Below are 25,541 nucleotides of genomic sequence, written 5' to 3'. Positions count from 1 at the left end.
TGTTCACGATCAGCGGCTCCAGCGTGGCTGAAGACCGCCTCGTCCCGCGATGAGCCCCGCGGCTGGCGAAAAGTATCAACTAGCGGTATGGTTTTATCCAGTTCCAATCGAGTATTCCTCTATACGGATTTGACATGGCCATTCCACGGATGGGCCTGAGGCACATCGAGGCGTTCCGCGCCGTCATGATGACCGGCTCAATGACCGCCGCCGCGCGGCGCGTGCACACCTCGCAGCCGCACGTTAGCCGCTTAATTGCGCAATTGGAAGCCATTACCCAGTTCGCCTTGTTCGACCGCAATGGCAGCCGGCTGACCCCCACGCAGGACGGATCGCGCTTCTTTCAGGAAGTGGAGAAAACCTTCATCGGCCTGGCCGGCCTGGAATCGGCGGCGGCCAGCATCCGTTCGTTCAGCGCCAGCCGCCTGAGTGTGGCCGCCATGCCGCGGCTGGCCGGCGGCCTGCTGGCGCGCATCGTCGCCGCCTTCAAGACGGAGTATCCGGACGTGATGGTGTCCATCCATTCCGGCAATGCCAGCACGGTGCACAACTGGATCAGTTCGGGGTTCTGCGACACGGGGCTGGCCATGCTGTCGGGAGACTCCCCAGGCATCCAGGTCGAACCCGTGCTGACGATGAGTTGCGTGGCGGTGGTGCCCAAGGGCCACCGCCTGACCAGGCTGAAGAAGCTCAAGCCCGCCGACTTCGCCGGCGAGCCGTTCGTAGCCTTCACCAGCGGCACACCCCTGCGCGAAAAGATCGACGCCGTGTTCAAGTCGGCCAAGATCGAACGCCAGATCGTGGCCGAAGCCGGCCTGGGTTCGTCCATCTGCGCCCTGGTGGGCGCGGGCCTGGGGGTGGCGCTCATCAACCCGCTGGCCGCGCGCGAGGAATACGCCGCGCACAACGTTGAAATCCGCCCCTTCAGCCCCGCCGTGCCCGTGACGGTGGCGCTGCTTTACCCGCCGTACCATACGCGCACACGACTGGTCAGCGTGTTTTCACGTTATGCGCACCAGCTCATGCTGGAAGAGATGGGGGACCTGAAGGCGCGGCCGGGGCGGTGACGCCCGCCCGGGCGTTTCCCGTTCTAGATCTTGCCTTGCTCCAGATACCGCTCGGCCTCCCCGGACTGCTTCAGCGCTTCCCATTGCGCCAGCGTCAGCTGGGGCATCTGGAAGTCCGCCTGCGGCCGACAGTACCAGCCCGGGTTGTGCAGGCGCGCCAGCAGGTCCATCGCCGGGCCATTCAAATACAGGTGTTCCCGGTCCGCCACCACGTCGTCACGCACGTGCATGGCAGCCACCTGCGCGACGATCAGGCTGCGGCGGTCGATGCGCATCAATTCATGCACGCGGCATTCGAACGCCACCGGAGACTGCGCCACCCAGGGCACTTCGATACGCCGTGATGGTGACAGCTCCAGGCCGGCTTCGCGGGACTCGTCCACGCCCACCGGAAAATCCACGGCGGTCACATTCATGCGTCCTGCCTGCGGCGCGGAAACCAGGCTCACCGTGAACTCCCCGCGTTCGGCGATGTTGCGCGCCGTGTCCTTGGGCGCGTCGCCGCGCACCCCGATGCCGACGCAGATCAGCGGAGGATCGCCGGACATCAGGTTGAAAAACGAGAACGGCGCCACGTTCGTCGTCCCTGCGGCGTCGCGCGACACGATCCAGGCAATGGGCCGCGGCACGATGGCCGCAGTCAGCAGCTTGTAGCGCGCCGGGCCCGCCAGGTCATTCAGATCGATGAACATGGCTTATCCCCAGGCCCCTCAACCCCGGCCCTGCGTGGGCGCGGCGCCTTGCGCGGCCTTGGCGTCGGCAAAGGCGCGGTCGCTGCGCTTGCAGCGGCAGCGGCCAATCTGATGCAGCTCGATCAGGTTGCCCACCGGATCGCGCAGGAACAGCTGCATGAGCTCGGGCGCCGCGACGTTGTCCAGCTTCCAGTAGTCCACGGCGAGGCGCTGCAGCTCCGTCTCGGCCGCCGCGATATCGCGCACGGCCAGCGCCACGTGGTTTTCCACAGGATCACAGCCCGGGCCCTGGGAATAGGGCGAGGGGCCGTCGCTGCCCAGGAGGTGGATCTGGCAGTCATTGCCCATGTCCAGGAAGTACCCGGCGATGCCCGGAATCTCCCAGCGGCCACGGTCCGTGTCCAGTCCCAGCACGTCTCCATAGAACGCGCCCATGGCCGCGACCTTGTCCAGCGACATGCGCACGGCGTGATGATGCAGTTCCAGAACTTCCAGCGCCATTTGTCTCTCCTTGGTTTTCATCGGCCCGCATCCACGCGCGGCCACGGCTCGAATCTTGGTCCCGGACGCAACGCCGAGGAATGCCGCCCGGCGCAATCCAGAAGTGCATAAGACGCAACCCTGGAATGGCCGCCTCGTTTGCCCGCCGCGCTATGCTTGGCCACATGAAACCGCTAGACCTGAACCTGCTGTTGACGCTGGACGTGCTGATCCAGGAAGGCAGCGTCGTCGGCGCGGCGCGCCGGCTGAACCTGAGCACTCCCGCCATGAGCCGCAGCCTGGCGCGCATCCGGGAAGCCGTCGGCGACCCTGTCCTGGTGCGCTCCGGTCGCGGCCTGGCGCCCACGCCCCGGGCGCTGGCGCTACATGCCCAGGTTCGTCACGTGATCGAACAGGCGCAGGCCGTCTTTACCGCCTTCGGCGAGGACGTCAATCTGGCGACCCTGACGCGGGTCTTCACCTTGCGCGCCAATGACGTTTTCGTCGGGGGCTACGGCGGCCGGCTGCGCGAGCACCTGCGCCGCTATGCGCCGCGCGCCGTGCTGCGCTTCGTCTCCGAGGGCAATCATGACGCCGACGCGCTCAGCGGCGATGCCGACCTCTATATCGGCTCTTCCCAGAAATTCGGCGCCGACATCAAGGTGCAGACCCTGTTCACCACCGCCTTCTGCGGTCTGGCGCGCAAGGAGCATCCTATCTTCAAGGCGCCCATCACCCCGCAACGCTTCTGCGCCTATGACCATGTCAGCGTGTCGCGCCGCGGACGTGCGCGGGGACCGATCGACGACACCCTGGAAGAACTCGGGCTGGCGCGCCACGTCTCGCTGATCACGCCCACCTTCCATGCCGCCATCTTCGCCCTGGCCGATTCCGACCTGGTGCTGCCATCCATGCCCGAAAACCTCATGCCCGGCGTCGAACGCCTGGGCTTGAAGCTGCACGCCTTCCAGGTCCCGGTGCCGATGCGCCCGGTCACGCTCGTGCAGGCCTGGCCCCCGCGGCTGGACAGCGACCCCGCGCACCGGTGGCTGCGGCAGACCATCAAGCAGGTCTGCGGCACGCCTCCCGAAGCTCTCTCGACCCCATAAAAAGAGGGTTCCCGGCCTGTTTCTCTCCTGTATACTGCCTCACAATTGTTCAACAATCCTGGCATCGGATCCAGGAGCGTTTTCAGGAGGCAGGACATGTCGAATTACCCCGCGGCGTACCAGGTGAGCAAGGGTTCGGTATTGAATGTGGACCGGGATTTCTACCGGACACTCGTCGCCGACCCAGCGCAACGCAAACTCGTTGAATCGCACATCGTTCCTATCCGCAGCGGATTTGCCTGGAAGGTTCCCGCTGGCCATGTCTTTCGCATCGTCACGCTCGAAGGCCCACAAGTGGCGGACTTCAATATGTGGAACCTGCACAATCCGCGCGAACGCATGTGGGCGTCCCGGACCCGCCAATTGCAGCAGGCACATGTCAGCACGCACGACCGCATCTGGTCCACGCTGCCGTACCTGCGCCCCATGGTCACGATCACCGATGACACGCTGGCCGGCTACGGCAAGGACAGCGATGGCGGACGCGTGCACGATCTGCTGGGCACGCGTTGCGACCCCTACGTCAACAAGCTGCTAACGGGCGAGGACTTCCACTTCCATTGCCATTCCAATCTGACACGCGCCGTGGCGCCGCATGGCCTAACGGAATTCGACGTCCATGATGTGCTCAACGTGTTCCAGGTCACCGGACTGAACGACGACGACAAATACTTCATGAAGGCATGTCCGGCCAAGCCAGGCGACTACCTGGAGTTCTTTGCCGAGATGGACCTGCTCTGCGCGATGTCGACCTGCCCCGGGGGCGATTTGTCCGTGCCAATGTGGGGCCCCGATGCGCGCGATCCCATCGACGTATGCCGCCCTCTGGGCGTGGAGGTCTATGCGTTGGACCCAGCCCTGCTGCAAGGCTGGACACCGCCCGAGGTTTCACCGTATAAGGGCGTCCACGGACTGCACCCTGAAAGGGTCGAGTGGAAATAACAACAAGAGGCGCCCGGCCACGCCGCGGCGCCTTGCAAGGAGCCCATGCCATCATGCCCGCCGAACGCGACACCGGAATCTCGATCGCCGAACGCATCAGCCACCAGCTGCGCGATGACATCATGGAAGGCAAGCTGCCCCCGGGCACGCAATTGGTCGAAGTCGATCTGGCCGCTGACTATGGCGCGTCGCGCAACACCATCCGTGAAGTCCTGCACCAGCTGGGCCGCGAAGGGCTGGCAACATTCATCCGCCATAAGGGGGTGGTGGTCCGCCGCATGGAACGCAAGGATCTGCGCGAGATCTACGCGGCCCGCCGCGCCCTGGAACTGCAGGCCATCTCCGGCAGCCTCCCGTTGCAGCCTGCGTTGCTGGACAAGATGCTCACAGCCATTGATGCGGCCGAACGCGCGCTTGCCAGGAAGAAATGGCGCAATGTCGGCACGCTGAGCCTGCAGGTGCACCAGCATATCGTCGCGCAGCTCGGCAGCCGTCTGCTGGACGAGTTCTTCCTCACGCTTTGTGCACAGCTACGCCTGGTATTTGCATCGGAGGTCGATGAAAGCCTTATCCAGACCCCCGACTGGATCGAACGCGAGCGCCGCATCCACGGCCTATTGGTGGAGGGCCGGCGCGACCTGGCCGCACAAGCGCTCGCTGACTATCTCGACGACTCCGAACGCACGCTGATGGCCGTACTGACGCGCCTGAAGCAACAGTCCAAGTAGGACGCGCCGCACAGGTCGACAAGGCCCTAGGCGCGCGCGTCTGCTACAGGTTCGGCATAGCTGCCGTCCTCCCGGTGCGTTTCCTCTCCGCTCAACGGCGGATTGAACACACAAACCAGGCGCAGATCGCCCTTCACTGCCCGAAGCACATGTTGATCGTTCTTGTCCAAGGCGTATAAGGTGCCCGGCCGTATGGCGTGCGTGGCGCCCGTGGCCACGTCCAGCACCTCGCCTTCGCCCTCCATGCAATAGTTTGCCTCGTAATGATGCTTGTAGTGCAGGTGCAGCTCTGCACCTTCGAAGACTCGCGTTTCATGCACTGAATACCCGATGCCGTCGCGCTTGACGATCATGCGTCTGCTTTCCCAGCCCGGCCCGCGGGCGTGGCGTTCGGTGTTGGTGAGTTCGTCGCTGTGGATAACTATCATGGATGGGATCCGAGAACGGTTGGATGAAAGTCGATGTCTGCGTCACGAGGATCCGAGGGAATCCTCAATCTGCTTGGCTGCCAATAACAAGGCTCGATCGCCGCGACGCAGGCCGGTCGCCATCAGGCCCACGGCCTTCGGCGTCGCCAGACCGCCTGGCAAGGAAATGCTGGGCAGGTCCAGGCGATTGGCAAATTCCGTCAGGCTGAATGCGCGCGCGTTCTCGCGTAGATAGATGTCGTCGTCAGCCAGCAGCGCGACCGGCGGAGGCAGCATGGGCACCGTCGGCGTCAACACGGCGTCCGCGCCTGCGACAGCATCGTCGTACTCCCGGCGCAATTCCGCCAGCCGGCGTTGCGCAGCGATATAGACGTGCGCCGGCACTTGCGCCCCCAACAACATGCGTGGTCCCACGCGAGGATCGTAGCGAGCAGCGTCCGCCGCCAAACGGGACGCATGCAGGGCGTAGGCGTCGGCCGCGATGATGCCGCCGTCCCGCGCCACGCAGCCAGCCTGCGCCAGACAAGGCACCGGTATGCGGCGCAGCACAGCGCCGGCCTCCATCAGGCGCTCCAACCATATGGCAAAGGCGGTCCTGACGTCCGCGTCCAGCAGCTCCTCTACATGGTCCGGCACCACGAACACCCTGCCTGTCAGCGGCTTCGCGCCACAGTCGCCCGATGCAGGCGCCGCGGTATCCCATGGCGCCAGCACCTTGTCCACACGCAGGCATTGAGCGGCGCTTGCAGCGATGATGCCGGGCACATCGAAGGTAGGCGACAGAAACATCATGCCCGCGTCCTCGTATCGCCCCTGGGACGGCTTGAAGCCCGCGACACCGCAAAACGCCGCGGGAATGCGTGCCGACCCGCTCGTATCCGAGGCTAGCGCTACGGTCACCATGCCCCGTGCCACCGCAACCGCTCCGCCGCTACTGGAGCCTCCGGCGACGCGCGGCACATCGGTCAACAGCGGCGACAACGGCGTGCCGAACCGGCCATTCAGTCCCAGCGCGCCATAGGCGAACTCGGTCATATTGTTCTGCGCCAGCAGAACCGCTCCCGCACGCCGCAGCCCACGCACCAGCGCGGCATCCCTGCTGGCCGCCGGCGCGTCGGCCAGCACCCGCGAACCCGCGTGCGTCGTCCACCCCCGCACATCGAAACAGGCCTTGACGCCCAGCACCATGCCGGCCAGGGGCTCGTCGTCCGGAGTTAGCGCGCGCAAAGCGTCGCGCGCCCGCGCTTCGGCCAACGCAACCTCGTCGCGGCGCGACACCATGGCCAGGGCGGCGCTCGCGGGGTCGGCCGCCGCCCGTTCCAGGCAAGCGGACACCGCGCGCAGCGCAACGTCGCGCCGTTCAGGAAACATGGACATGGCTTAGAAAGTCCTTGACGCGCGGGTCCGCGCTTGCCAACACCTCGGCCGGCGGCGCGTCCAGCAGCACGCGTCCACCCTCCATGAACACCACGCGATCGGACACCTTGAACGCGAACCCCATCTCATGCGTCACTATCAGCATCGTCATGCCTTCGCGCGCGAGCGTTTCCACCACTTTGAGAACTTCGGCGACCAACTCCGGATCCAGTGCCGACGTTGGCTCGTCAAACAACATGATGGAAGGGCGCATGGCCAGCGCGCGGGCGATCGCCACGCGTTGCTGCTGGCCACCCGAAAGTTGATGCGGATATTTGTGCGCGTGATCGAGCATGCCCACCTTGTTGAGCAGCACCAGCGCTTCGCGGCGCAACACCTCAGCGTTGCCGCGCCCGTGGTATTGCGGCGCCAACATGACGTTCTGCAGCACTGTCTTGTGCGGAAACAGGTTGAAGCTCTGGAACACCATGCCAATATCGAGGATGCGGTCGCCAGGCCCCGCCTGCGCACCGGTCCGCGACGATCCCAGGAAGGGTTTGCCATGCAACAGCACTTCGCCGCCGTCCAGCGTCTCCAAGCCATTCAAGGTTCGTATCAAAGACGTCTTGCCCGAACCGGACGGACCGATGATGCTGATGACTTCCCCGGCCTTGACCGTGAGGTCTATGCCCTTGAGCACTTCATGGTCACCAAAGCGCTTGCGGGCCTGCCGCACTTCCAGGGCGGGCGCGTCGCCCGTGGCCGTCAGTGCTGGTCCGGACTGTCCTTCCTGTATCTGCCGCCGCGCTTCTTCGTTCAATGCCAGCGGCTTGGGCGCGCGCCGCAAGATGTTCATGTGCGACTCCAGCCAGCCCAACAGCTTGTCGAACAGCGTGACGATCAGCACGTAGTACAACGCCACGGCCAGCATGGTCTCGAACACCAGGAAATTCTGCGTGTACAGGCGCTGGCCTACCAGCAGTATCTCTGCCAGCGAGATTACCGAGACCAACGACGTCAGCTTGGCGATCGTGATGAACTCGTTGCTCAAGGCGGGCAGGGCGATTCGCAGTGCCTGCGGAATCACGATCATGCGCTGGATGCCGGCATAGCGTATGCCCAACGCGCGCCCCGCCTCTATCTGCCCGCGCGGCACGCCCAGGATGCCACCGCGGTGGATCTCGGCGATGAAGGCCGTTTCGCTCACGACCAAGGCGGTCAGCCCGGCGTAGAACGGGTCCGACAATAGCGCACCTGCTGCGGGGAATACCTGCGGCAGGTTGTAGATGAACACCAGCAGCACCAAAAGCGGCAGGCTGCGGAAGAACCAGATGTACAGACCCGCCAGACGGCTGATGAAAGGGTTCTTCGCTTGCTTGCCCAGCGCCAGCAGAAAGCCCGCCGCTACGCCTATCACCCACGTTGCCGTGCTCAGCTTTACCACCACCCAGCACGCCTTCCAGAAGTCGGTGTCCCAGAGCAGGCTGACGGCATAGTCCCAGTCGAAATGCATGGTCGCGGATCCTGTCGCGGCGTTAACGCGCCGGACCCGCCAGGGCGGCCTGGATTTCCGCGGCGGACGGTTCCTCCAGCCCGTAACGCGCCAACAGCGCCTGGTACTCGCCGCTGTCGCGTGCGCGCTGCAGCGCCCCGTTCAGCGCGCCCTGCAGTTCTTTCGATTCCTTGTTGATCCCCAGCCCGATCACGATCGGATAAAGCAGGGAAGTCGAAGTCACTTTCAAGCTGTCTTTGGACTGCGTCAGCATGCCGTGCACCACCGCGGCGTCCTCGATCATCGCGTCCGCCGCCTGCGAACGCAGCGCCATCATCGCCTCGGGAGAGGTCGGAAATTCCAGTACCTTGATCTCTCCCTGGCCCTTGGGCATGCAAGTCTCGCGCGAGACCTTCTGCAGCTTCGGCGTCCACGAAGCCCCCTTGATTGAGGCCACACGCTTGCCGCAGAGCGCCTCCGGCCCCGCAGGGGCGTACTGGCTGCTGGCCAGCACCAGCAGCGATGCACCGGTCTTCAGGTAAGGAATGAAATCGATCAACTTGGTGCGCTCAGGCGTAACGTAAAGCGCCGACGCGACGGTATCGAACCGGCGCGCCCGCATGCCCAGGATAAGGTCGGGAAAGCGCGTGTCGACGAACACGGGCTGCAGGGACAGCTTGGACGCCAGCAGCCGGGAGAAGTCCGCATCGAAACCTGCGGGCTTTCCGCCTTCCATATAGGCATAGGGCGGGTAGGTGAGATCGGAACCTATGGTCAGGCTGTCTGCCTTGATGGTGCCGGCGCCAAACACCACGGGAGTTGCCGTGCACAACATGAACGCGGCCAGCGCGTGAGCGACGCCTCGACGCGACGCCACCAGAATCTGAGTGAGCATGTTTTTCCCTTGGAACGCCCTGAGAGCCGCGACCAGACTGAATCTGCCTATACCGGGAGGTATTTTTCGCATCAGGATTGTTGAACAATTTTTGCGATTTTCCGGCAACGCGAACACAGCGGATATGGGTATTTTCCCTAGCGTTTTCGCCAGGTGCGGCAGATTCCCGGCAGTCGGCCCGTGCCCGCCGCACGACGAACAGGCGCGCGCAATGACGGCGATCGGAACCCGATCGCCCAGGATCGTGCCAAGTAGGGGAATGGCTCGCGCAAGGCGAGCAATGGCCGTCTCTACGCAGCCAGTCAAGGGCCAGGGACTTCGGCCAAAGGCCGCTATCCGGACTGGCCCTTATCTCTCAGGACGCAGCGCCGCCGGACTTTGATACCCGCAGATCCAGCCACGCCACCAACAGCAAGCCGCCCGCCAGGCCCAGGTGCTCGAAAAACGAGTTGGCCGCCATGAAGCGCTCTTGCCCCGCGGGCATTTCCCAAAAGCGCAACGCGATGCCCGTCGCCACCAGCGTGAAGGCCGCCAGCGCCAAGGCGCCCAGCCAACGCAGCCGGCCGGCCAGGATCATGATGGAGGCCACCAGCTCCAACGCAATCACCAGCACGGCGAACAGCGGCTCGGGTGACAGGCCGAAGTGCGCCATTTCGCGCAGCGCTCCGGGAAAATCGGTGAGCTTCACCAAGCCTCCCTGGAGGTAAGCGGCGCACAGCCCCAGATAAGCCAGGAAGCGGACCGCGGCCGCGCCGAACAGCGGACGAGCCCGGTCGGCCAGCCGCCGTTCCCACTGGAAGGGAGCATTCATTGCCTGTCCCCTCAGACGGCCCAGCAAGAGCAGCCCAGAGCGCCAAAAAAACCCTGCAGGTCCGAGCTGGGCGCATTCGATGCCCAGGCCCGGGCATGGTCATGTCCATGCAGACCGCAGGAGCTGGCGCACGCGCAGGCCGCCATATTGCGGTAGCCCAGCGAGTTGCGGCCGGCGCCGTCCGGATCGCCCCAGGCAGCATAGCCGCCAAACAACCGGGTAGGCGACCAGTCGGGCATGGCAGGTGGCAGCGGGTTGTCGTCCAGCGGCGCGAATTCGCCCGCGCCGTACACCACCCGGCCGCCCACCACCGTCAGGTCCGACGTCAAGAACGAAATCTCGTCCTCCGCGCAGCTGAAGTAGTCCTTGTCCGGCACGATGAAATCGGCAAGCTGGCCCGGTTCGATGCGGCCGCGCTTGCCTTCCTCGTTGGAGAACCACGCCACGTTCTCGGTCCACATGCGCAGCGCCGTCTCGCGGTCCAGGCAGTTGCGCGCGGGATAGAGGCGAGTGCCTCCAACGGTCTTGCCCGTGACCATCCAGGACAAGGACACCCAGGGGTTGTAGGAAGCAACCCGGGTCGCGTCGGTGCCAGCTGAAACCTTTACGCCGCGTTGCAGGATCTTGGCGACAGGCGGCGTGGCTTCGGCGGCTTTTGCGCCGTAGCGCTCAATGAAATACTCCCCCTGGTAGGCCATGCGGTGCTGCACGGCAATGCCCCCGCCCAAGGCGGCGATGCGGTCGATCGATTTGTCGGAGATGGTCTCTGCGTGGTCGAAAAACCAGTTCAGCCCGGTCAGCGGCGTATCGCGATGCACTTTCTCGAACACGTCCAGCGCGCGCGCAATGGTCTCGTCATAAGTGGCATGCAAGCGCCACGGCCACTTGTTCTGCGCAAGCACACGCACCACTTCTTCCAGCTCACCTTCCATTTCCGGCGGCATGTCCGGACGCTCGACGCGGAAGTCCTCGAAGTCCGCCGCCGAGAACACCAGCATTTCGCCCGCGCCGTTATGCCGGAAATAATCGGTGCCTTGCTTGTATTTCACGCTCGACGTCCAGTTGAGGAAGTCCTCTTTTTCCTGCTTGGGCTTCTGCGTGAAGAGGTTGTAGGCCAGCCGCACCGTCATCTGGTTGTCGTCGGCCAGCTTCTGGATGACGGCATAGTCGTCCGGATAGTTCTGGAAGCCGCCGCCCGCGTCGATCACCCCGGTAACGCCAAGGCGATTCAGCTCTCGCATGAAATGGCGCGTGGAATTGACCTGGTAGTCGAAGGGCAGCTTGGGGCCCTTGGCTAGCGTAGCGTACAGAATGGTCGCGTTGGGCTTGGCCAGCAGCAACCCCGTGGGGTTGCCCTGGGCATCGCGCATGATCTCGCCACCGGGTGGATTGGGTGTGGTCTTGGTATAGCCCACCGCGCGCAGCGCGGCGCCGTTGAGCAGCGCGCGGTCGTACAGATGCAGAAGGAACACCGGCGTGTCGGGCGCGATGGCGTTGATCTCCTCGATGGTGGGCAAGCGCTTTTCGGCGAACTGATGCTCGGTGAAGCCGCCCACCACGCGCACCCATTGCGGCGCGGGCGTGATGGCGACTTGGCGCTTGAGCATGGCCATGGCGTCGGCCAGGGAACGCACGCCATCCCAGCGCAGCTCCATGTTGTAGTTCAGGCCGCCGCGCACTACATGGGTATGGTTGTCGAACAGGCCAGGCAGGGCCGCTCGGCGCTTCAGGTCGATGACCCGCGTGCCTGTGCCGGCCAGCGCCATGACTTCGGCATCGGTGCCGACAGCCACGAACCTGCCGTCCTTGATCGCGACCGCGCTGGCCTGAGGCCTGGCGCGGTCCAGCGTGGTGATGCGGCCATTATGGAAGATGACATCCGGTGTTGCGTTGGACATGGCGGGAACTCCTTGGGAACTGGCGATGGCGTGGCGCCCCAACATGCCGTTGAGGGCCAGGGCGGAAGCTACACCGATAAGGTCGCGGCGGGTAGGCATACGAGGTCTCCTTGGGTGCAGGGACAGGTTCAGCTTTGTTCTTTATCCCGGGGCTGGCGGCCGGGCAGTTGCCCGAACACGTGGGCCACGGCTTTTTCCTTGTCGCAGGCGGCGACGAAAGGCGTTCCGTTGAGCAGCTGCCTGCCCACCGGAATGACCTGTTCGCCAACCAGGATGCCGAGCAAGCCGATCAGCGCCACGAGCGGCGGCGCGGGCGAACGGACTTGCAGCAAGCTGTAGACCACGCCGACCAGCAGTCCGGCGCCCAGGGAAAGCAGATAGATTTTCATGCGCGTCCTCGCGATATCAATAGGTGGTGAGTGGATGGGGTTCCGGCGTGCGTATCGGCCAGGAGGACCTCGGCGTCGTCCAGGGCCGTCAGGTGCAGGTCGATTTCGTCGCGGATGGCAGCGCCGTCGCCCAGGCCGATCTCCACGCCGTTGACTTCCAACCTGCCCTTGGAGGCAACCAGATAGCCGCGACGCCGGCCTCCCGCGAACCGATAGATGGCGGCTTCGCCCGCCTTCAACGCCAGGGTGAGTACCCGCGCATCGCTGCGGATGGGCAACGCGTCTTCGTCGCCGTCGATGCCGCTGGCCAGCGTAAGGAACCGCCCCCTGCTGGCTTCGCGGGTAAAGGACTTTCGGCCCCAGCTAGGCGGCGCGCCGCGACGGTCCGGCTCGATCCAGATCTGGAACACGTGCGCGGGCCTGCCTTCCATATTGAACTCGGCATGCGTAACCCCGCTGCCCGCGCTGATGACCTGCACCTCGCCAGCGTTCGTGCGCCCCCGGTTGCCCAGGTCGTCTTCATGAGTGAGCGCCCCTTCCCGCACGCAGGTAATGATTTCCATGTCCGCATGCAGCGAGGGAGGAAAGCCCGCGCCCGGCGCTATCGTTTCGTCGTTCCATGCGCGCAACGCGCCCCAGCGCATGCGGGCGGGATTCTGGTAATTGGCGAAGGAAAAATGATGCTTCACGTCTAGCCAGCCGCGGCGGGCATGGCCCAGGCTTGCAAGAGGGCGGCGCTCAATCATCGCGCGTCTCCCAGGTCGGGCAATGGCAAATCGTGGCGACATGGTTCGTGTGGTTCATGAGCTAGCTCCCGCCGCGGTCCGTCAGTGCTTGAGGGCCAGGAAGTGATGCACTTCGGGCTTGTCCGGACCTATGTGAAAGCGCAGCGCTTCGGCCTGCAGATCGGCGTCGGCGTGGGAAACCCGGTGATGCTGGCGCAAGTGTTCGGCCCAGGATTCCACGAAGAACCACTCGACCACCCGCTGCGGATCGCCGGTATGTTCCACGACTCCCCACGCGTATGCTCCGTCGCGCAACCGCTCTTGCGACAGACGTTTCATGGCGTCGAGAAAGGCTGGCCGATCCTCCTGGCGGATGCGGTACTCAACCTGCACCAACACCGGCCCACGGTCATTGGCGACGGGCTCGGCCACCAGCGGCTCGGGCCAGTGGTTCGAGGCCTGAAGGTCCGCTTCACCAATGGGCAGGCGGGCACGGTGGAACAGCAGCGCCACCACGACCAAGCCGGCGGCGCTTACCGCCAAGGCGTAAGGCACGCCGATCTCCCGCGCGACCAGGCCCCAGCCCAAGCTGCCGGCCGCCATCGCGCCGTTGAAGACCATCAGGTACACCGCCAATCCGCGGCCGCGCACCCAGTTTGGCAGTACGGCCTGGGCCACGCCGTTGAACGTGGTGAGCGCAGTGATCCAACCCATGCCCAAAAAGACCAGCATCAGCACGGCCAGCCATTGGGGCGGCGCAAACACCAGCACGGCCATGACCGCCGCGCTGGCCACGGAGGCCGCCAGCACCAGCCCGTCGGCATTCAGACGGGCGCTGAGCTTGGGCATGACCAGCGCGCCGATGATCGCGCCCGCGCCTACCGCGCCCAGCAGCACGCCGTAGAAGCCCGACGAGCCGCCCAACATCTGCCGTGCCACCAAGGGCAGCAACGCCCAGACGGCGCTGGCGAACAGGAAGAAGACGGCTGCGCGCAATAGCACGCGATGCAGTTCCTTGCTGGCCCGCGTGTAACGCAGCCCCGCGCGAAACGCCCCAAAGAAGTTCTCCGACAGCGCGCTATCGACGGTCGCGGGGCGTTTCCACCACAGCAACGCCGCAATAACGAACACGTAGCTCAGTACGTCCATTCCATATGTGACCGCCGCGCCAAAGCTGGCCAGGATCAAGCCGCCAGCCGCCGGACCGATGGCCCGGGCGATATTGATGCCCAGCGAATTCAGCGCGACAGCCCCCTTGAGCTCTTCGCGCGGCACGAGTTCGGGGACGATGGATTGCCAGGTCGGTCCCATCAGGGCGGCGCCGATGCCGCCGACGAAGGTCAGCGCAATCAGGTAGTCGACGGTCAGGGCGCCAAAGTGCGACAGCAGCAGCAGCGTGCCGCTGACACAGGCAAGCAGGACCTGCACGAATATCAGGAAACGGCGGCGGTCCAGGATGTCGGAAAGCACGCCCGCCGGGATCGCCAGCAGGAATATCGGCAGCGTCGCAGCCGTCTGGATCAGCGCCACGGCAGTAGGGCTGGCCGACAGGTCCGTCACCAGCCAGGAGCTGGCCACGTCCCGCATGAAACTCCCAACGTTGCCCAGCACCGTCGCGGCCCACAGCACGGCGAACACGGACTGGCGCAAGGGCGCAAAGGTGCCTGGCGCTTTGGTCTTTATTTCTGGCATGGGACTCTCCTAGATCGCGCGAGGCTGCTCCGGACTAAAAGTCCCGCCGCCCGCCGTACTCAAAAGCAAAAGCCGGGCTGCGCCGAGCATTGGTCTCGGCGGCCCGGCACGCGGTTACTGAGCGGGGTTGGGGCCAATGCGTTCGCCGTGCTTGACGCGCTCTTCGAGCTTGTGCACATGCGTCACCGCATAGTCGATGCCCATGCCGTACGCGCCGGAGTGTTCTTTGACGATGCCGGTAACGGCGTCATAGGTTTCCTTGCGCGCCCAGTCACGCTGCCATTCCAGCATCACTTGCTGCCAGGTCACCGGCACGGCGCCGGCCTGCACCATGCGGTCCATGGCGTACTTGTGCGCATCCACCGACGTGCCGCCCGAGGCGTCAGCCACCATGTAGATTTCGTAATCGCCTTCGAGCATGGCGCAGAGCGCGAAAGTGGTATTGCAGACCTCGGTCCACAGTCCGGCAACGATGACCTTCTTGCGGCCGTTGGCAGCCAGCGCATCGCGCACGTTCTGATCGTCCCAGGAGTTCATGGAGGTGCGCTCCAGGATCTTGTGCTCGGGGAACACGGCCAGCAACTCAGGGTAGGTGTTGCCCGAGAAGCTGTCGGTTTCGACGGTGGTGATGGTGGTCGGGATGTTGAACGCGCGAGCGGCCTTGGCCAGGCCCACCACGTTGTTCTTCAGGGTCTGGCGATCGATGGATTGAACGCCAAACGCCATTTGCGGCTGCTGGTCGATGAAGATGATCTGGCTGTTCTGCGGGGTCAGGACTTCGAGGTACTTGTTGGCGGACATGGCAGGTCTCTCTTTCAGGAAAACTAGCGGGGAATAGGGTCGGCTAGGGCCGGTTCAGCGACCACCGGGAGTGCATCTGGAAGAATCCGGCACGCCCTGTTTGTCGGTGTGTTCATAGTAGGGAGAGGCCGTGGTCCTGAGAACCCGCAGCGCGGAATTCCATCCTTTCCATTTTTTGCATGATGCTGGCCGCGGACCGGATTTTGCTGCGCCGCGTTCACCACCGTTCTTGTCCATGCCATAGGCAACGGCTATCATCGGCGCGAGCATTTCCCGAGAGCAAGAGATGAACAAGCTGCCAGATCTGGAAGGTTGGGCGATATTCGCCAAGGTCGCCGAGACCGGATCGTTCGCCAAGGCGGCGGCCGAGTTTTCCCTGTCGCAAGCCACGGTTTCCAAGACCATCAGCCGTCTGGAAGCCCGCATGAAAGCCACCCTGTTCCATCGCACTTCCCGCAGCATGACGCTGACCGAGTCCGGGTACGCGGCGCTTGAACGCGCTTCCCGCATCCTTGAAGAAGGCGAAGCGGTCGAAAGCGAAGTACGAGAGAAATCAACCAGCCTGTGCGGCAAGATCAGGCTGTCCGCGCCCATGTCTTTCGGCGTCACGCATCTGGCGCCCATGCTGCCGCCATTCATGCAGGCCAATCCCGACGTGGCCCTGGAAATCGAATTCAGCGACAAGCAGGCCGACCTGGTCTCGGAACGCTTCGATCTGGCGCTGCGGATCTCCAACCTGGTGGACTCCACGTTGCTGGCGCGGCGCCTGTGTTCCGTGCGCATCCTGCTGGTAGGCGCGCCGAGCTATTTCAAGCGCGCGGGGCGTCCCAAGCATCCCAAAGACCTCGCGCAGCACACCGCGCTGCAATACATGTATGCGCGCAATGGATCCAGCTGGCGCTTTCGCCATGAGAAGCATGGCGAGTTCTCGCAGTCCATGCCCGTGCTTCTGAACGTGAACAACGCGGAAGCCCTGACACCGGCATTGCAGGCGGGCATGGGGCTGGCCCTGCAGCCGGAGTTCCTGGCCTGGCAGGACCTGCAATCGGGCGCGCTGGAAACCGTCATGGACGACTGGCAAGTCGACCCTATCGCCCTGCACATCGTCACTCCCCCCGGGCGCAGGCGCCCGGCCCGGGTACAAGCCTTCATCGAGTATCTGGCCGAGCGCCTGACGGCCGAGCCCTGGGCCAATGATGTGCAGGTGTAGGTGATGAGCGCTACGACATTTACCCTGCCGCTGGGATATACCGACGTCCCGGCAGGCCATATCGCAAGCGTGGTGACCGACCTGGAAATGCGCGCGCCACCGGCGCCTTCCCCGGACCGCCTGCCCGAGGGCCTGGTCTTGGCACCCATGGACCAAGCCGACCCCGGCGCCTTCCGCGCCTTGTTCCGCAAGATAGGCGCGGACTGGCTCTGGTATTCGCGCCTGCTGATGCCCGATGACGAGTTGGCCGCCATCCTGGACGACAGCCAGGTCGAGACCTTCGTCATTCGGCAAGAAGGCGAGGATATCGGCCTGCTCGAACTGGATTACCGGCAGCCGCACAGCTGCGAACTCACCTTCCTGGGATTTATCGCGGGACTTACCGGCAAAGGATATGGACGCGCCGTAATGAACGCCGCTGTCCGGATGGCTTGGTCGAAGGATATTCGCCGCATGTGGGTGCATACGTGCAGCTACGACCACCCGGCGGCTCTCGCCTTTTATATCCGATCCGGATTCCGCCCCTATGCGACTCGCATCGAGGTTCAGGTCGACCCCAGATTGACGGGCCACCTCCCGCGCAATGCCGCCGCGCACGTGCCCATCATCGAACCAAGACCAACCGCGGAATGAAAAAAGGGCTGCCCTGGAGCAGCCCTTTTTAACCTCGGACGGGGTCTTGCCGATCAGGCGTCGATATTGCCCGCCGACAGCGCGTGCGTCTCGATGAAGTTGCGGCGCGGTTCGACGTCGTCGCCCATCAGCGTGGTGAAGACTTCGTCGGCCGCGATGGCGTCCTCGATCTGCACACGCAACAGGCGGCGCACCTTCGGATCCATCGTGGTTTCCCACAGCTGATCCGGATTCATTTCACCCAGGCCCTTATAGCGCTGCTTGGAAATGCCGCGTTCGGCTTCGCTGCGCAGCCACTGCATGGCTTCACGGAAATCCGACACGGTCTGTTCCTTGCGCTTCTCGCCTTCGCCGCGCGCAACCAGCGAGCGTGCGCCGACCTTGCCGGAGAAGCTCTTGGCAGCCTTGGACAGCACGGCATAGTCGGAGCCGTTCACGAAGTCCGCATCGATGATGCTCACGCGCACGTTGCCGTGGTGCATGCGCTGCACCGACAGGCGATGGCGTTCCGTTGTTTCGTCGAACTGCGGCACGACTTCCACGCCGTTGCCGCTGACGGGGTCGCGCATGGCGTCGGCCAGGCGGCGGGCGGACTCGGCGGTGGATTCGGCCGTTTCCAGGTTGATTTCCACGCCTTCCGCCATGGCCGACAGCGCGGCCACGTCGAACACGCGCGACAGGCGCGCGATCACGCCGTCGGCGGCCACGTACTGGCGGGCCAGTTCGTTCAGTTCGTCGCCGCGGATGATGTTGCCGCCCGAGATGATCTCGGCGTCCTTCAGCGCCAGCGACAGCATGAACTGCGCTTCTTCCTGGTCGTCCTTCAGATAGCGTTCTTCACGGCCGACCTTGACCTTGTACAGCGGCGGCTGGGCGATATACACGTAGCCACGCTGCACCAGCTCGGGCATCTGGCGGTACAGCAGGGTCAGCAGCAGGGTGCGGATGTGCGCGCCGTCCACGTCCGCGTCGGTCATGATGATGAGGCGGTGATAGCGCAGCTTGTCCACGTTGAAATCGGGACCGATGCTGGTGCCCAGCGCGGTGATCAGCGTGGCGATCTGTTCGCTGGCGATCAGGCGGTCGAAACGCGCCTTCTCCACGTTCAGCACCTTGCCGCGCAGCGGCAGGATGGCCTGGAACTTGCGGTCGCGGCCTTGCTTGGCCGAACCGCCTGCGGAGTCACCCTCGACGATGTAGAGCTCGCACAGCGCGGGATCCTTTTCCTGGCAGTCGGCCAGCTTGCCGGGCAGGCCAGCGCCTTCCAACACGCTCTTGCGGCGGGTCATCTCGCGCGCCTTGCGCGCGGCTTCGCGCGCGCGGGCAGCTTCGACGATCTTGCCGCACAGCGCCTTGGCGTCGTTCGGATGCTCCAGCAGCCAGGTTTCCAGCGTGCGGGCCACCGCTTCTTCAACAGCCGGACGCACTTCACTGGAAACCAGCTTGTCCTTGGTCTGGCTGCTGAACTTGGGCTCGGGCACCTTGACCGACAGCACGCAGGCCAGGCCTTCACGCATGTCGTCGCCGGAAGTCTCGACCTTGGCCTTCTTGGCCAGTTCGTTATCGGTGATGTACTTGTTGATGATGCGGGTCATCGCCGCGCGCAAGCCGGTCAGGTGCGAACCGCCGTCACGCTGCGGGATGTTGTTGGTGAAGCACAGCACGCTTTCGCTGTAGCTGTCGTTCCACTGCATCGCCACTTCCACGCCGACCGGCACGCCGCCCGCCGAGGACTCGGTGGTGACCGAGAACACGTTCGGGTGCAGCACGGTCTTGCTGCGGTTGATGTACTCGACAAAGCCCTTCACGCCGCCGGAGAACGCGAAGTTCTCTTCCTTGCCCTGGCGCTGGTCGATCAGGCGGATCTTCACGCCATTGTTCAGGAACGACAGCTCGCGCAGGCGCTTCGAGAGAATCTCGTAGTGGTACTCGATGTTGGTGAAGATGATCGGGTCGGCCAGGAAGCGCACTTCGGTGCCGCGCTTGTCGGTCGTGCCGGTCACGGCCAGAGGCGCGACGCGCTCGCCCTGGCGGAACTCCATCTGGTGCACCTGGCCGTTGCGGCGGATAGTCAGCCGCAGCCATTCGGACAGCGCGTTCACGCAGGACACGCCCACGCCGTGCAGGCCGCCGGACACCTTGTAGGAGTTCTGGTCGAACTTGCCGCCGGCATGCAGTTCGGTCATGACGATTTCCGCCGCGCTGCGGTGGAATTCGTCGTCCTTGTGGATGTCGGTGGGAATACCCCGGCCGTTGTCGGTGACCGAGATGGAGTTGTCGGTGTGGATCGTGACGACGATATCGTCGCAGTAGCCGGCCAGGGCTTCGTCGATGGCGTTGTCGACGACCTCGAACACCATGTGGTGCAAGCCGGTACCGTCGGACGTGTCGCCGATGTACATGCCGGGGCGCTTGCGCACGGCCTCCAGCCCCTTGAGCATCTTGATCGAGTCAGCGCCGTAGCCGCTGTTCTCGGGAGTGGTGTTCTGCTGATCTGACATGTCTGTATCGATAACGCTTTAAAGAACGGCCTGGCGGCCGGACCGCCCACGAGCCCTCAGGCCCGCAAGCGGCACAAACCCACGATGGGTGCGGATCAAATCCGCATGGGCATGACGACGTACTTGAACTGGTCGTCTTCGGGCAGGGTGATGAGCGCCGACGCGTTGGCATCGGGCATGACCGACCACTGGATGCTGTCCACCTTGACGTTGGACAGCACGTCGAGCAGGTAGCCGACGTTGAAACCCACATCCAGCGGCTCATGGCCGTAGTCGATGTCGATTTCTTCCTGCGCCTCTTCCTGCTCGGCGTTGGAGGACGAGATCTTCATCTGGTTCTGCGCCAGTTGCAGGCGCACGCCCTTGAACTTGTCGGTGGTCAGGATGGCGGCACGCTGCAGGCTGCCCTGGAGCGCTTCGCGGCCAACCAGGAAGTGGCGCGTGTAGTTCGTCGGAATCACGCGCGTGAAGTCGGGGAATTTGCCTTCCACCAGCTTGGACACCAATTCCACGTCGCCGAAGCGGAAGCGGATCTGGCCCGGCGCCACGTCGATGGAAACCGGCTCGTCGGAGTCTTCCAGGAGGCGCTGCATTTCCAGCACGGTCTTGCGCGGCACGATCACTTCGTGGCGTTCGCTGATGCCATCGGCTTCAGTCGAGCAATGCGCCAGGCGGTGGCCGTCGGTGGCGACCGCGCGCACGCGGCCCGGTTCGAACACCAGCAGCATGCCGTTCAGGTAATAGCGGATGTCCTGTTGCGCCATGGCGAAGTGCACCATGTTGAACAGGTGGCGCAGCGTGCGCTGCGGCATGGTCAGCGACACGTCCCACTGCTCGGGCTGAGCCACGGTGGGGAATTCGCTGGCAGCCAGCGTCTGCAGCGCGAAGCGGCTCTTGGCCGACTGCACCGACAACTTGTTGCTGGCCAATGCCAGGCGCACGTCGCCCGTGTCCGGCAGCGCCTTCAGGATATCCAGCAGCTTGCGCGCCGCGACCGTGGTGGATTCGTTGTCTTGGCCCACGCCGAAGTCGGCATGGGTGGTGATCTGTACTTCCAGGTCGGTCGCAATGAAAGCAACCTTGTTGCCTTCCTTGCGCATCAGGATGTTCGCCAGGATGGGCAGGGTATGGCGTCTTTCGACGATGCCCGCCACAGTCGACAGCGGTTTCAGCAATGCATCGCGTGTGGTTTGTACGAGTTGCATGTTCATCCTTTTAGAGTTTGTTCCAACACGTGCAGGGTATGGTTGAGCTCCGCTTGCTTGGCGCGGGCGTCGGAAATCTTGCGTACGGCATGCAGCACGGTGGTGTGATCACGGCCACCGAACAGATCGCCGATTTCCGGCAGGCTTTTCTGAGTCAGCTCCTTGGCCAGGTACATCGCCACCTGGCGCGGCAAAGCGATATTGGCGGGCCGGCGTTTCGAGTACATGTCGGCCACTTTGATCTTGTAGAAATCCGCCACCGTTTTCTGGATGTTCTCCACGGTGATCTGTCCGTTGGACACCGACAGCAGGTCCTTCAGCGCTTCCTTGCAGACATCCACCGTCAGCACGTCGCGGCCGTGGAAGCGGGCATAGGCCAGCACCTTGCGCAGCGCGCCTTCAAGTTCGCGCACGTTGCTGCGCAGATGCTTGGCAATGAAGAAAGCCACTTCCTCGGGCATGGGCACGCCTTCGGATTCCGCCTTGCGCAGCAGAATCGCCACGCGCATTTCCAGTTCCGGCGGCTCGATGGCCACAGTCAGCCCGGAATCAAAGCGCGAGATCAGGCGGCTGTCGATGCCGGACAGCTCCTTCGGATAGGTGTCGCTGGTGATGATGATCTGCTTGCGCTGCGCCACCATCGCTTCGAACGCATAGAAGAATTCTTCCTGCGTGCGGTTCTTGCCGGAGAAGAACTGGATATCGTCGATCAGCAACAGATCGAGCGAGTGGTAGTAGCGCTTGAAATCGTCGAACGCCTTGCGCTGGTACGCCTTCACCACGTCGGACACGTATTGGTCGGCATGCACATAGCGCACGCGCACACCCGTGCCGGCAGCCACCATCGCGTTGCCGATGGCATGGATCAGGTGGGTCTTGCCCAGGCCCACGCCGCCATACAGGAACAACGGGTTGTAGGACGTGCCCGGGTTCTCGGCCACCTGCAGCGCGGCCGCGCGTGCCAACTGGTTGGCCTTACCCGTCACGAAGTTCTCGAACGTCAGATCCGTGTTCAGGCGCGAGCGCTCGTACACGATGCTGGCTGCATCGGCATTCACCGCCTGCGCGGCCGCTGTCGTCGCGGGCGCGGCTACAGGCGGAGCGGACACTGCCGCAGGCGCTGGTGGCGGCGCTCCGCCTGAGGGCGAAGCAGCGGACGGATGCGCGGGCACGGCGGGCGCGGCGCGTACCGGGGCGACCGGCATGCGCGGCGCGGCGCCTTGCGTGGGCAACTCGAACAGCACCTGCACCGGACGCTCGAACCACTCCGCGGCCAACGCTTCGATCTGGTGGGAAAAGTTCTTGCGCACCCAATCCAGCTTGAACCGGTTGGGAGCGGCAACGCGCAGCACCGCCTGCGTTTCGTCGTACGCAAGCGGGACCAGCGGTCGTATCCACGCGCTGATTTGTTGGGGGGGGAGTTCCTGCTCAAGACGACTGACGCAGGTCTGCCAGAATTCTTTCATGTCGCTCTTATTCAAACCTCGATTCTACCTTGCCTGGGCTGGGGTTATCCACAGGGTAGGGCATAAGAGTCCACGCCCCCCGGTCTTAACTGTTTGACAAGACAGGGAAAACTTGCTGAAATGGTGGGCTTTTCCGAATTCTGTCTGTCAGAAGGTTCCAGAAAGAGCTTAGCCGCGCTTTGTTGGCAGTGGTTTGTAATGACTCCGCTGCCCACGCAACTGCCTCGTCTTAGCTTCTATAGGTCGCCCGGGATTTCCCCGGTCAGAGCCCCGTCTACGAGCTGATTTTTTGCACCTGTTGCAAAAATGCTCATTAGATACCCGCTTCCTGAATACGCGACCAGGAACCCTCCGGGCAGGTCCCTTCTGACTTTTGTTCTTTTTGTGGATCGTCCATGAAACGTACCTACCAACCTTCCGTTACCCGCCGCAAGCGCACCCATGGCTTTCGCGTGCGCATGAAAACCCGCGCTGGCCGCGCCATCCTGAACGCCCGCCGCGCCAAGGGCCGCAAGCGTCTGGCCGTCTAAGTCCTGGTTTTCCGGCTCGTCCGGAAACCTGACGCCTGATTTGCAGTCCATGCCGCGCTCCACGCTTCCGCCGGAGGCGCGGCTGCATCGCCCCTCCGAGTTCGCCGCTGCCCTCAAAGGCAGGCGTCTTGCCCGAGGGGCGTTCTTCATTGTGAGCGCGGCTCCCAATGATCTGCCTCCGGGCCAGGATGCCTGTGCGCGCCTGGGCCTGGTGATCGCCAAGCGGTTCGCCGCCCACGCCAGTACGCGTAACGCCATCAAGCGGGTCATCCGCGAGGCGTTCCGCCATCGGCGTCTGGGGTTGCCGGCAAAAGATTATGTCGTGCGCCTGCATAGCAAGGTTGCGCCCGCCACGCTCACCGCGCTGAAACGCGCGGCCAGAGCCGAAGTGGACGCTCACTTTGAGCGGATCGCGCGATGATCAAGGCTTTACTCATTGCCCCGATCCGGTTCTACAGGTTTTTCCTGAGTCCCTGGATCGGCAGGCAATGCCGCTTTACCCCGACTTGCTCGGCGTATGCGATCGAAGCGATCGAGCGCCACGGCGCCTGGCGCGGCTTCTGGCTGGCAGTCCGGCGCATTGGCCGCTGCCACCCGTGGTCGCCCGGCGGATTGGATCCGGTTCCGCCGGCCAAGGGAACCAATGGCCCCTCGTGCTGTTCCCACAGCCACCGCACCGAGCATGATTGACGCTAAACTGGCGGGCTTTGCTGGCCCGTATTCACTTCAGTAGGCACCATGGATATCCGACGAACCGTCCTCTGGATGATTTTTTCCTTCTCGCTGTTGCTCCTATGGAACAACTGGCAGATCCATAACGGCAAGCCGTCGCTGTTCGGCCCCACGCCGGCCGCCACCACGAGCGAACCGCAAGCCGCCGCGAACAACGCGACGCCCTCGGTGCCCAACGCGCCCGTGCCTGCAACGGCCACTCCGTCCGCGGTGCCCGGCGCCGCCGCGCCCGCTGCTGCGGCGCGCTCGGAAGAAGTCGTCGTCACGACCGATGTGCTGCGCCTGACTTTCGACACCATGGGCGCCCAGCTGGTGCGTGCCGAACTGCTGAAGTACCCGGCCACCGGCCAGCCCGACAAGCCCACGGTCCTGCTCGACCGCGCCGCCGGCCTGAACTACGTGGTGCAGACCGGCGTGGTCGGCGCCCCCAACGGCCAGAGCTTCCCCACGCACCAGACGCCTTTCCGCGTCGTGTCCTCGGATCGCCAGCTGTCCGGCGACAACCTCGTGGTGGCCTTCGAAGGCGAATCGGGCGGCGTGAAGGTCACCAAGACCTTTACCCTGCACCGCGGCCGCTATGACATCGACGTGCGCCACGACCTGGCCAACGTCGGCGCCGCGCCGGTGTCGCCCGCCCTGTACCTGCAGCTTGAACGCGACGGCAACGACCCGGCCGACACGTCCAGCTTCTATCACACGTTCACCGGTTTCGCCGTCTACTCGGAACAGGACAAGTTCCAGAAGATCACCTTCAGCGACATCGAGAAGAAGAAGGCCAGCTACATCAAGCAATCGGATAACGGCTGGATCGCCGTGGTCCAGCACTATTTCGCCACCGCCTGGGTACCCCCGCAAGGCAAGCAGCGCACCAATGAGCTGCTGGAAGTGCAAAAGAACCTGTACGCCGCTCGCAGCATCGAAGCCGTAGGCGAGATCGCCCCTGGCGCGGCCACGCGCGTCGATTCGCACCTGTGGGTCGGCCCGCAAGACCAGAAGGCCATGGCGGCCCTGGCCCCCGGCCTGGAGCTGGTGGTCGACTACGGCTGGCTGACCATCATCGCCAAGCCGCTGTTCAAGCTGATGACGTGGCTGCACTCCATCCTGGGCAACTGGGGCTGGACCATCGTGGCGCTGACCGTGCTGATCAAGGCCGTGTTCTACCCCTTGGCCGCCGCCAGCTACCGCTCCATGGCTCGCATGAAGCAGGTGGCTCCGCGCCTGCAAGCGCTCAAGGAAAAGTACGGCGACGACAAGCAGAAACTCAATGCGGCCATGATGGAGATGTACCGCACCGAGAAGATCAATCCGCTGGGTGGCTGCTTGCCCATGGTGGTGCAGATCCCGGTGTTCATCTCGCTGTACTGGGTGCTGCTGGCCAGCGTGGAAATGCGCGGCGCGCCGTGGATCTTGTGGGTGCATGACCTGTCGATCCGCGACCCGTTCTTCATTCTGCCCGCCATCATGATGGCCACCATGTTCCTGCAGATCAAACTGAACCCGACGCCCCCGGACCCCGTCCAGGCCAAGGTCATGATGATCATGCCCCTGGTGTTCGGCGGGATGATGTTCTTCTTCCCGGCCGGTCTGGTGCTCTACTGGTGCGTCAACAACATCCTGTCGATCGCGCAGCAGTGGTCCATCACGCGCGCCATGCAGCGCAAGGCGGAAGCCGCGGCCAACCGCTGATATCCGCTTCCTGCGAAAAACCGGTCCCATGCGGACCGGTTTTTTTTCGCCCGCGCCCCGGTTTCAGGTCCAT

25 protein-coding genes are annotated in these 25,541 nt (G+C 64.0%); 10 read left to right on the top strand and 15 right to left on the bottom strand.

Going from position 1 to position 25,541, the window contains the following annotated elements:
- Nucleotides 1-134: 134 nt before the first annotated feature.
- The gene (locus CEY08_RS05830) at nt 135-1,067 is read left to right on the top strand and encodes a LysR substrate-binding domain-containing protein (protein WP_063639133.1); all 933 of its coding nucleotides are present in this window, start codon (nt 135-137) and stop codon (nt 1,065-1,067) included.
- Nucleotides 1,068-1,090: 23 nt separating this feature from the next.
- Here the strand turns inward: CEY08_RS05830 and CEY08_RS05825 are convergent, their stop codons facing one another.
- Together CEY08_RS05825 and CEY08_RS05820 are read right to left on the bottom strand one after the other, a co-directional pair.
- Nucleotides 1,091-1,759, bottom strand: coding sequence for a flavin reductase family protein (locus tag CEY08_RS05825; protein ID WP_076816875.1), 669 nt, complete (start codon nt 1,757-1,759; stop codon nt 1,091-1,093).
- A gap of 18 nt (nt 1,760-1,777) precedes the next feature.
- The gene (locus CEY08_RS05820) at nt 1,778-2,260 is read right to left on the bottom strand and encodes a VOC family protein (RefSeq protein WP_042795836.1); all 483 of its coding nucleotides are present in this window, start codon (nt 2,258-2,260) and stop codon (nt 1,778-1,780) included.
- Nucleotides 2,261-2,424: 164 nt separating this feature from the next.
- Between CEY08_RS05820 and CEY08_RS05815 the strand changes: the two genes are divergently transcribed.
- The 3 genes from CEY08_RS05815 to CEY08_RS05805 all read left to right on the top strand — a co-directional run bounded on the left by CEY08_RS05815 (nt 2,425) and on the right by CEY08_RS05805 (nt 5,018).
- Nucleotides 2,425-3,348 (top strand): LysR family transcriptional regulator, encoded by a 924-nt coding sequence (locus CEY08_RS05815; RefSeq protein ID WP_063639536.1) that lies wholly within the window; start codon nt 2,425-2,427, stop codon nt 3,346-3,348.
- Nucleotides 3,349-3,444: 96 nt separating this feature from the next.
- Complete coding sequence (locus CEY08_RS05810) at nt 3,445-4,290, top strand: urea carboxylase-associated family protein (protein WP_042795839.1); 846 nt, start codon at nt 3,445-3,447, stop codon at nt 4,288-4,290.
- Nucleotides 4,291-4,343: 53 nt separating this feature from the next.
- A complete protein-coding gene (locus CEY08_RS05805) occupies nt 4,344-5,018 on the top strand; it encodes a GntR family transcriptional regulator (RefSeq protein WP_076816873.1) in 675 nt (224 codons plus the stop codon).
- A gap of 26 nt (nt 5,019-5,044) precedes the next feature.
- Here CEY08_RS05805 and CEY08_RS05800 read toward each other — a convergent pair whose 3' ends face one another.
- From CEY08_RS05800 to CEY08_RS05755, 10 genes are all read right to left on the bottom strand, one after another.
- Nucleotides 5,045-5,446 (bottom strand): ectoine synthase, encoded by a 402-nt coding sequence (locus CEY08_RS05800; RefSeq protein WP_063961608.1) that lies wholly within the window; start codon nt 5,444-5,446, stop codon nt 5,045-5,047.
- 42 nt (nt 5,447-5,488) lie between these two features.
- Complete coding sequence (locus CEY08_RS05795; RefSeq protein ID WP_088607613.1) at nt 5,489-6,823, bottom strand: amidase; 1,335 nt, start codon at nt 6,821-6,823, stop codon at nt 5,489-5,491.
- Entirely contained in the window at nt 6,807-8,315 is a 1,509-nt protein-coding gene (locus tag CEY08_RS30265) for an amino acid ABC transporter permease/ATP-binding protein (RefSeq protein ID WP_042795842.1), read from the bottom strand. Before CEY08_RS30265 ends, CEY08_RS05795 begins: the two co-directional genes overlap by 17 nt.
- Nucleotides 8,316-8,337: 22 nt before the next feature.
- Nucleotides 8,338-9,189 (bottom strand): transporter substrate-binding domain-containing protein, encoded by an 852-nt coding sequence (locus CEY08_RS05785; protein ID WP_076816871.1) that lies wholly within the window; start codon nt 9,187-9,189, stop codon nt 8,338-8,340.
- 355 nt (nt 9,190-9,544) lie between these two features.
- A complete protein-coding gene (locus CEY08_RS05780) occupies nt 9,545-10,000 on the bottom strand; it encodes a DoxX family protein (protein WP_042795844.1) in 456 nt (151 codons plus the stop codon).
- Nucleotides 10,001-10,011: 11 nt separating this feature from the next.
- Nucleotides 10,012-11,898 carry an amidohydrolase gene (locus CEY08_RS05775; protein ID WP_076818065.1) on the bottom strand — a complete coding sequence of 629 codons (1,887 nt, stop codon included), beginning with the start codon at nt 11,896-11,898 and terminating at the stop codon, nt 10,012-10,014.
- Between the two features lie 128 nt (nt 11,899-12,026).
- Nucleotides 12,027-12,287 (bottom strand): XapX domain-containing protein, encoded by a 261-nt coding sequence (locus CEY08_RS05770; protein ID WP_042795845.1) that lies wholly within the window; start codon nt 12,285-12,287, stop codon nt 12,027-12,029.
- On the bottom strand, nt 12,284-13,033 hold the full coding sequence (locus tag CEY08_RS05765) for a pirin family protein (RefSeq protein ID WP_076816868.1): 750 nt from the start codon (nt 13,031-13,033) through the stop codon (nt 12,284-12,286). The genes CEY08_RS05770 and CEY08_RS05765 overlap by 4 nt, the downstream gene beginning before the upstream one ends.
- An 81-nt stretch (nt 13,034-13,114) precedes the next feature.
- A complete protein-coding gene (locus tag CEY08_RS05760; protein WP_042795847.1) occupies nt 13,115-14,704 on the bottom strand; it encodes an MFS transporter in 1,590 nt (529 codons plus the stop codon).
- A gap of 114 nt (nt 14,705-14,818) precedes the next feature.
- Nucleotides 14,819-15,505 (bottom strand): hydrolase, encoded by a 687-nt coding sequence (locus CEY08_RS05755; protein ID WP_042795848.1) that lies wholly within the window; start codon nt 15,503-15,505, stop codon nt 14,819-14,821.
- Between the two features lie 286 nt (nt 15,506-15,791).
- On the opposite strand from CEY08_RS05755, the gene CEY08_RS05750 reads away from it, so the two are divergent.
- Both CEY08_RS05750 and CEY08_RS05745 read left to right on the top strand, forming a co-directional pair.
- On the top strand, nt 15,792-16,715 hold the full coding sequence (locus tag CEY08_RS05750; RefSeq protein WP_063961614.1) for a LysR family transcriptional regulator: 924 nt from the start codon (nt 15,792-15,794) through the stop codon (nt 16,713-16,715).
- Nucleotides 16,716-16,718: 3 nt separating this feature from the next.
- Nucleotides 16,719-17,348, top strand: coding sequence for a GNAT family N-acetyltransferase (locus CEY08_RS05745; protein ID WP_076816866.1), 630 nt, complete (start codon nt 16,719-16,721; stop codon nt 17,346-17,348).
- Between the two features lie 53 nt (nt 17,349-17,401).
- On the opposite strand, the gene gyrB is transcribed toward CEY08_RS05745, so the two are convergent.
- From gyrB to dnaA, 3 genes are all read right to left on the bottom strand, one after another.
- Nucleotides 17,402-19,849, bottom strand: a complete 2,448-nt coding sequence (gene gyrB / locus CEY08_RS05740) for a DNA topoisomerase (ATP-hydrolyzing) subunit B (protein WP_076816864.1) — start codon at nt 19,847-19,849, stop codon at nt 17,402-17,404.
- 95 nt (nt 19,850-19,944) lie between these two features.
- Nucleotides 19,945-21,054: a DNA polymerase III subunit beta gene (gene dnaN / locus CEY08_RS05735; RefSeq protein WP_063639534.1), complete on the bottom strand. Its 1,110-nt coding sequence runs from the start codon at nt 21,052-21,054 to the stop codon at nt 19,945-19,947.
- A gap of 2 nt (nt 21,055-21,056) precedes the next feature.
- Entirely contained in the window at nt 21,057-22,520 is a 1,464-nt protein-coding gene (dnaA, locus tag CEY08_RS05730; RefSeq protein ID WP_063639122.1) for a chromosomal replication initiator protein DnaA, read from the bottom strand.
- A gap of 395 nt (nt 22,521-22,915) precedes the next feature.
- Here dnaA and rpmH point away from each other — a divergent pair, with 395 nt between their 5' ends.
- The 4 genes from rpmH to yidC are packed head-to-tail and all read left to right on the top strand — an operon-like array spanning nt 22,916 to nt 25,468.
- A complete protein-coding gene (rpmH, locus tag CEY08_RS05725; protein WP_003816025.1) occupies nt 22,916-23,050 on the top strand; it encodes a 50S ribosomal protein L34 in 135 nt (44 codons plus the stop codon).
- A 49-nt stretch (nt 23,051-23,099) separates the two neighbouring features.
- The gene (locus CEY08_RS05720) at nt 23,100-23,471 is read left to right on the top strand and encodes a ribonuclease P protein component (RefSeq protein ID WP_013397083.1); all 372 of its coding nucleotides are present in this window, start codon (nt 23,100-23,102) and stop codon (nt 23,469-23,471) included.
- Nucleotides 23,468-23,740, top strand: a complete 273-nt coding sequence (gene yidD, locus CEY08_RS05715) for a membrane protein insertion efficiency factor YidD (RefSeq protein ID WP_013397082.1) — start codon at nt 23,468-23,470, stop codon at nt 23,738-23,740. Before CEY08_RS05720 ends, yidD begins: the two co-directional genes overlap by 4 nt.
- Before the next feature lie 48 nt (nt 23,741-23,788).
- Nucleotides 23,789-25,468: a membrane protein insertase YidC gene (gene yidC / locus CEY08_RS05710; protein ID WP_042795853.1), complete on the top strand. Its 1,680-nt coding sequence runs from the start codon at nt 23,789-23,791 to the stop codon at nt 25,466-25,468.
- The last annotated feature ends 73 nt before the right edge of the window (nt 25,469-25,541 follow it).

Source organism: Achromobacter insolitus, from assembly GCF_002209555.1.
In the GTDB taxonomy this organism is placed as follows: Bacteria; Pseudomonadota; Gammaproteobacteria; order Burkholderiales; family Burkholderiaceae_B; genus Achromobacter; species Achromobacter insolitus.
Note: the sequence above shows the minus strand (reverse complement) of the source record. Positions and strands in the feature narration are given on the sequence as shown.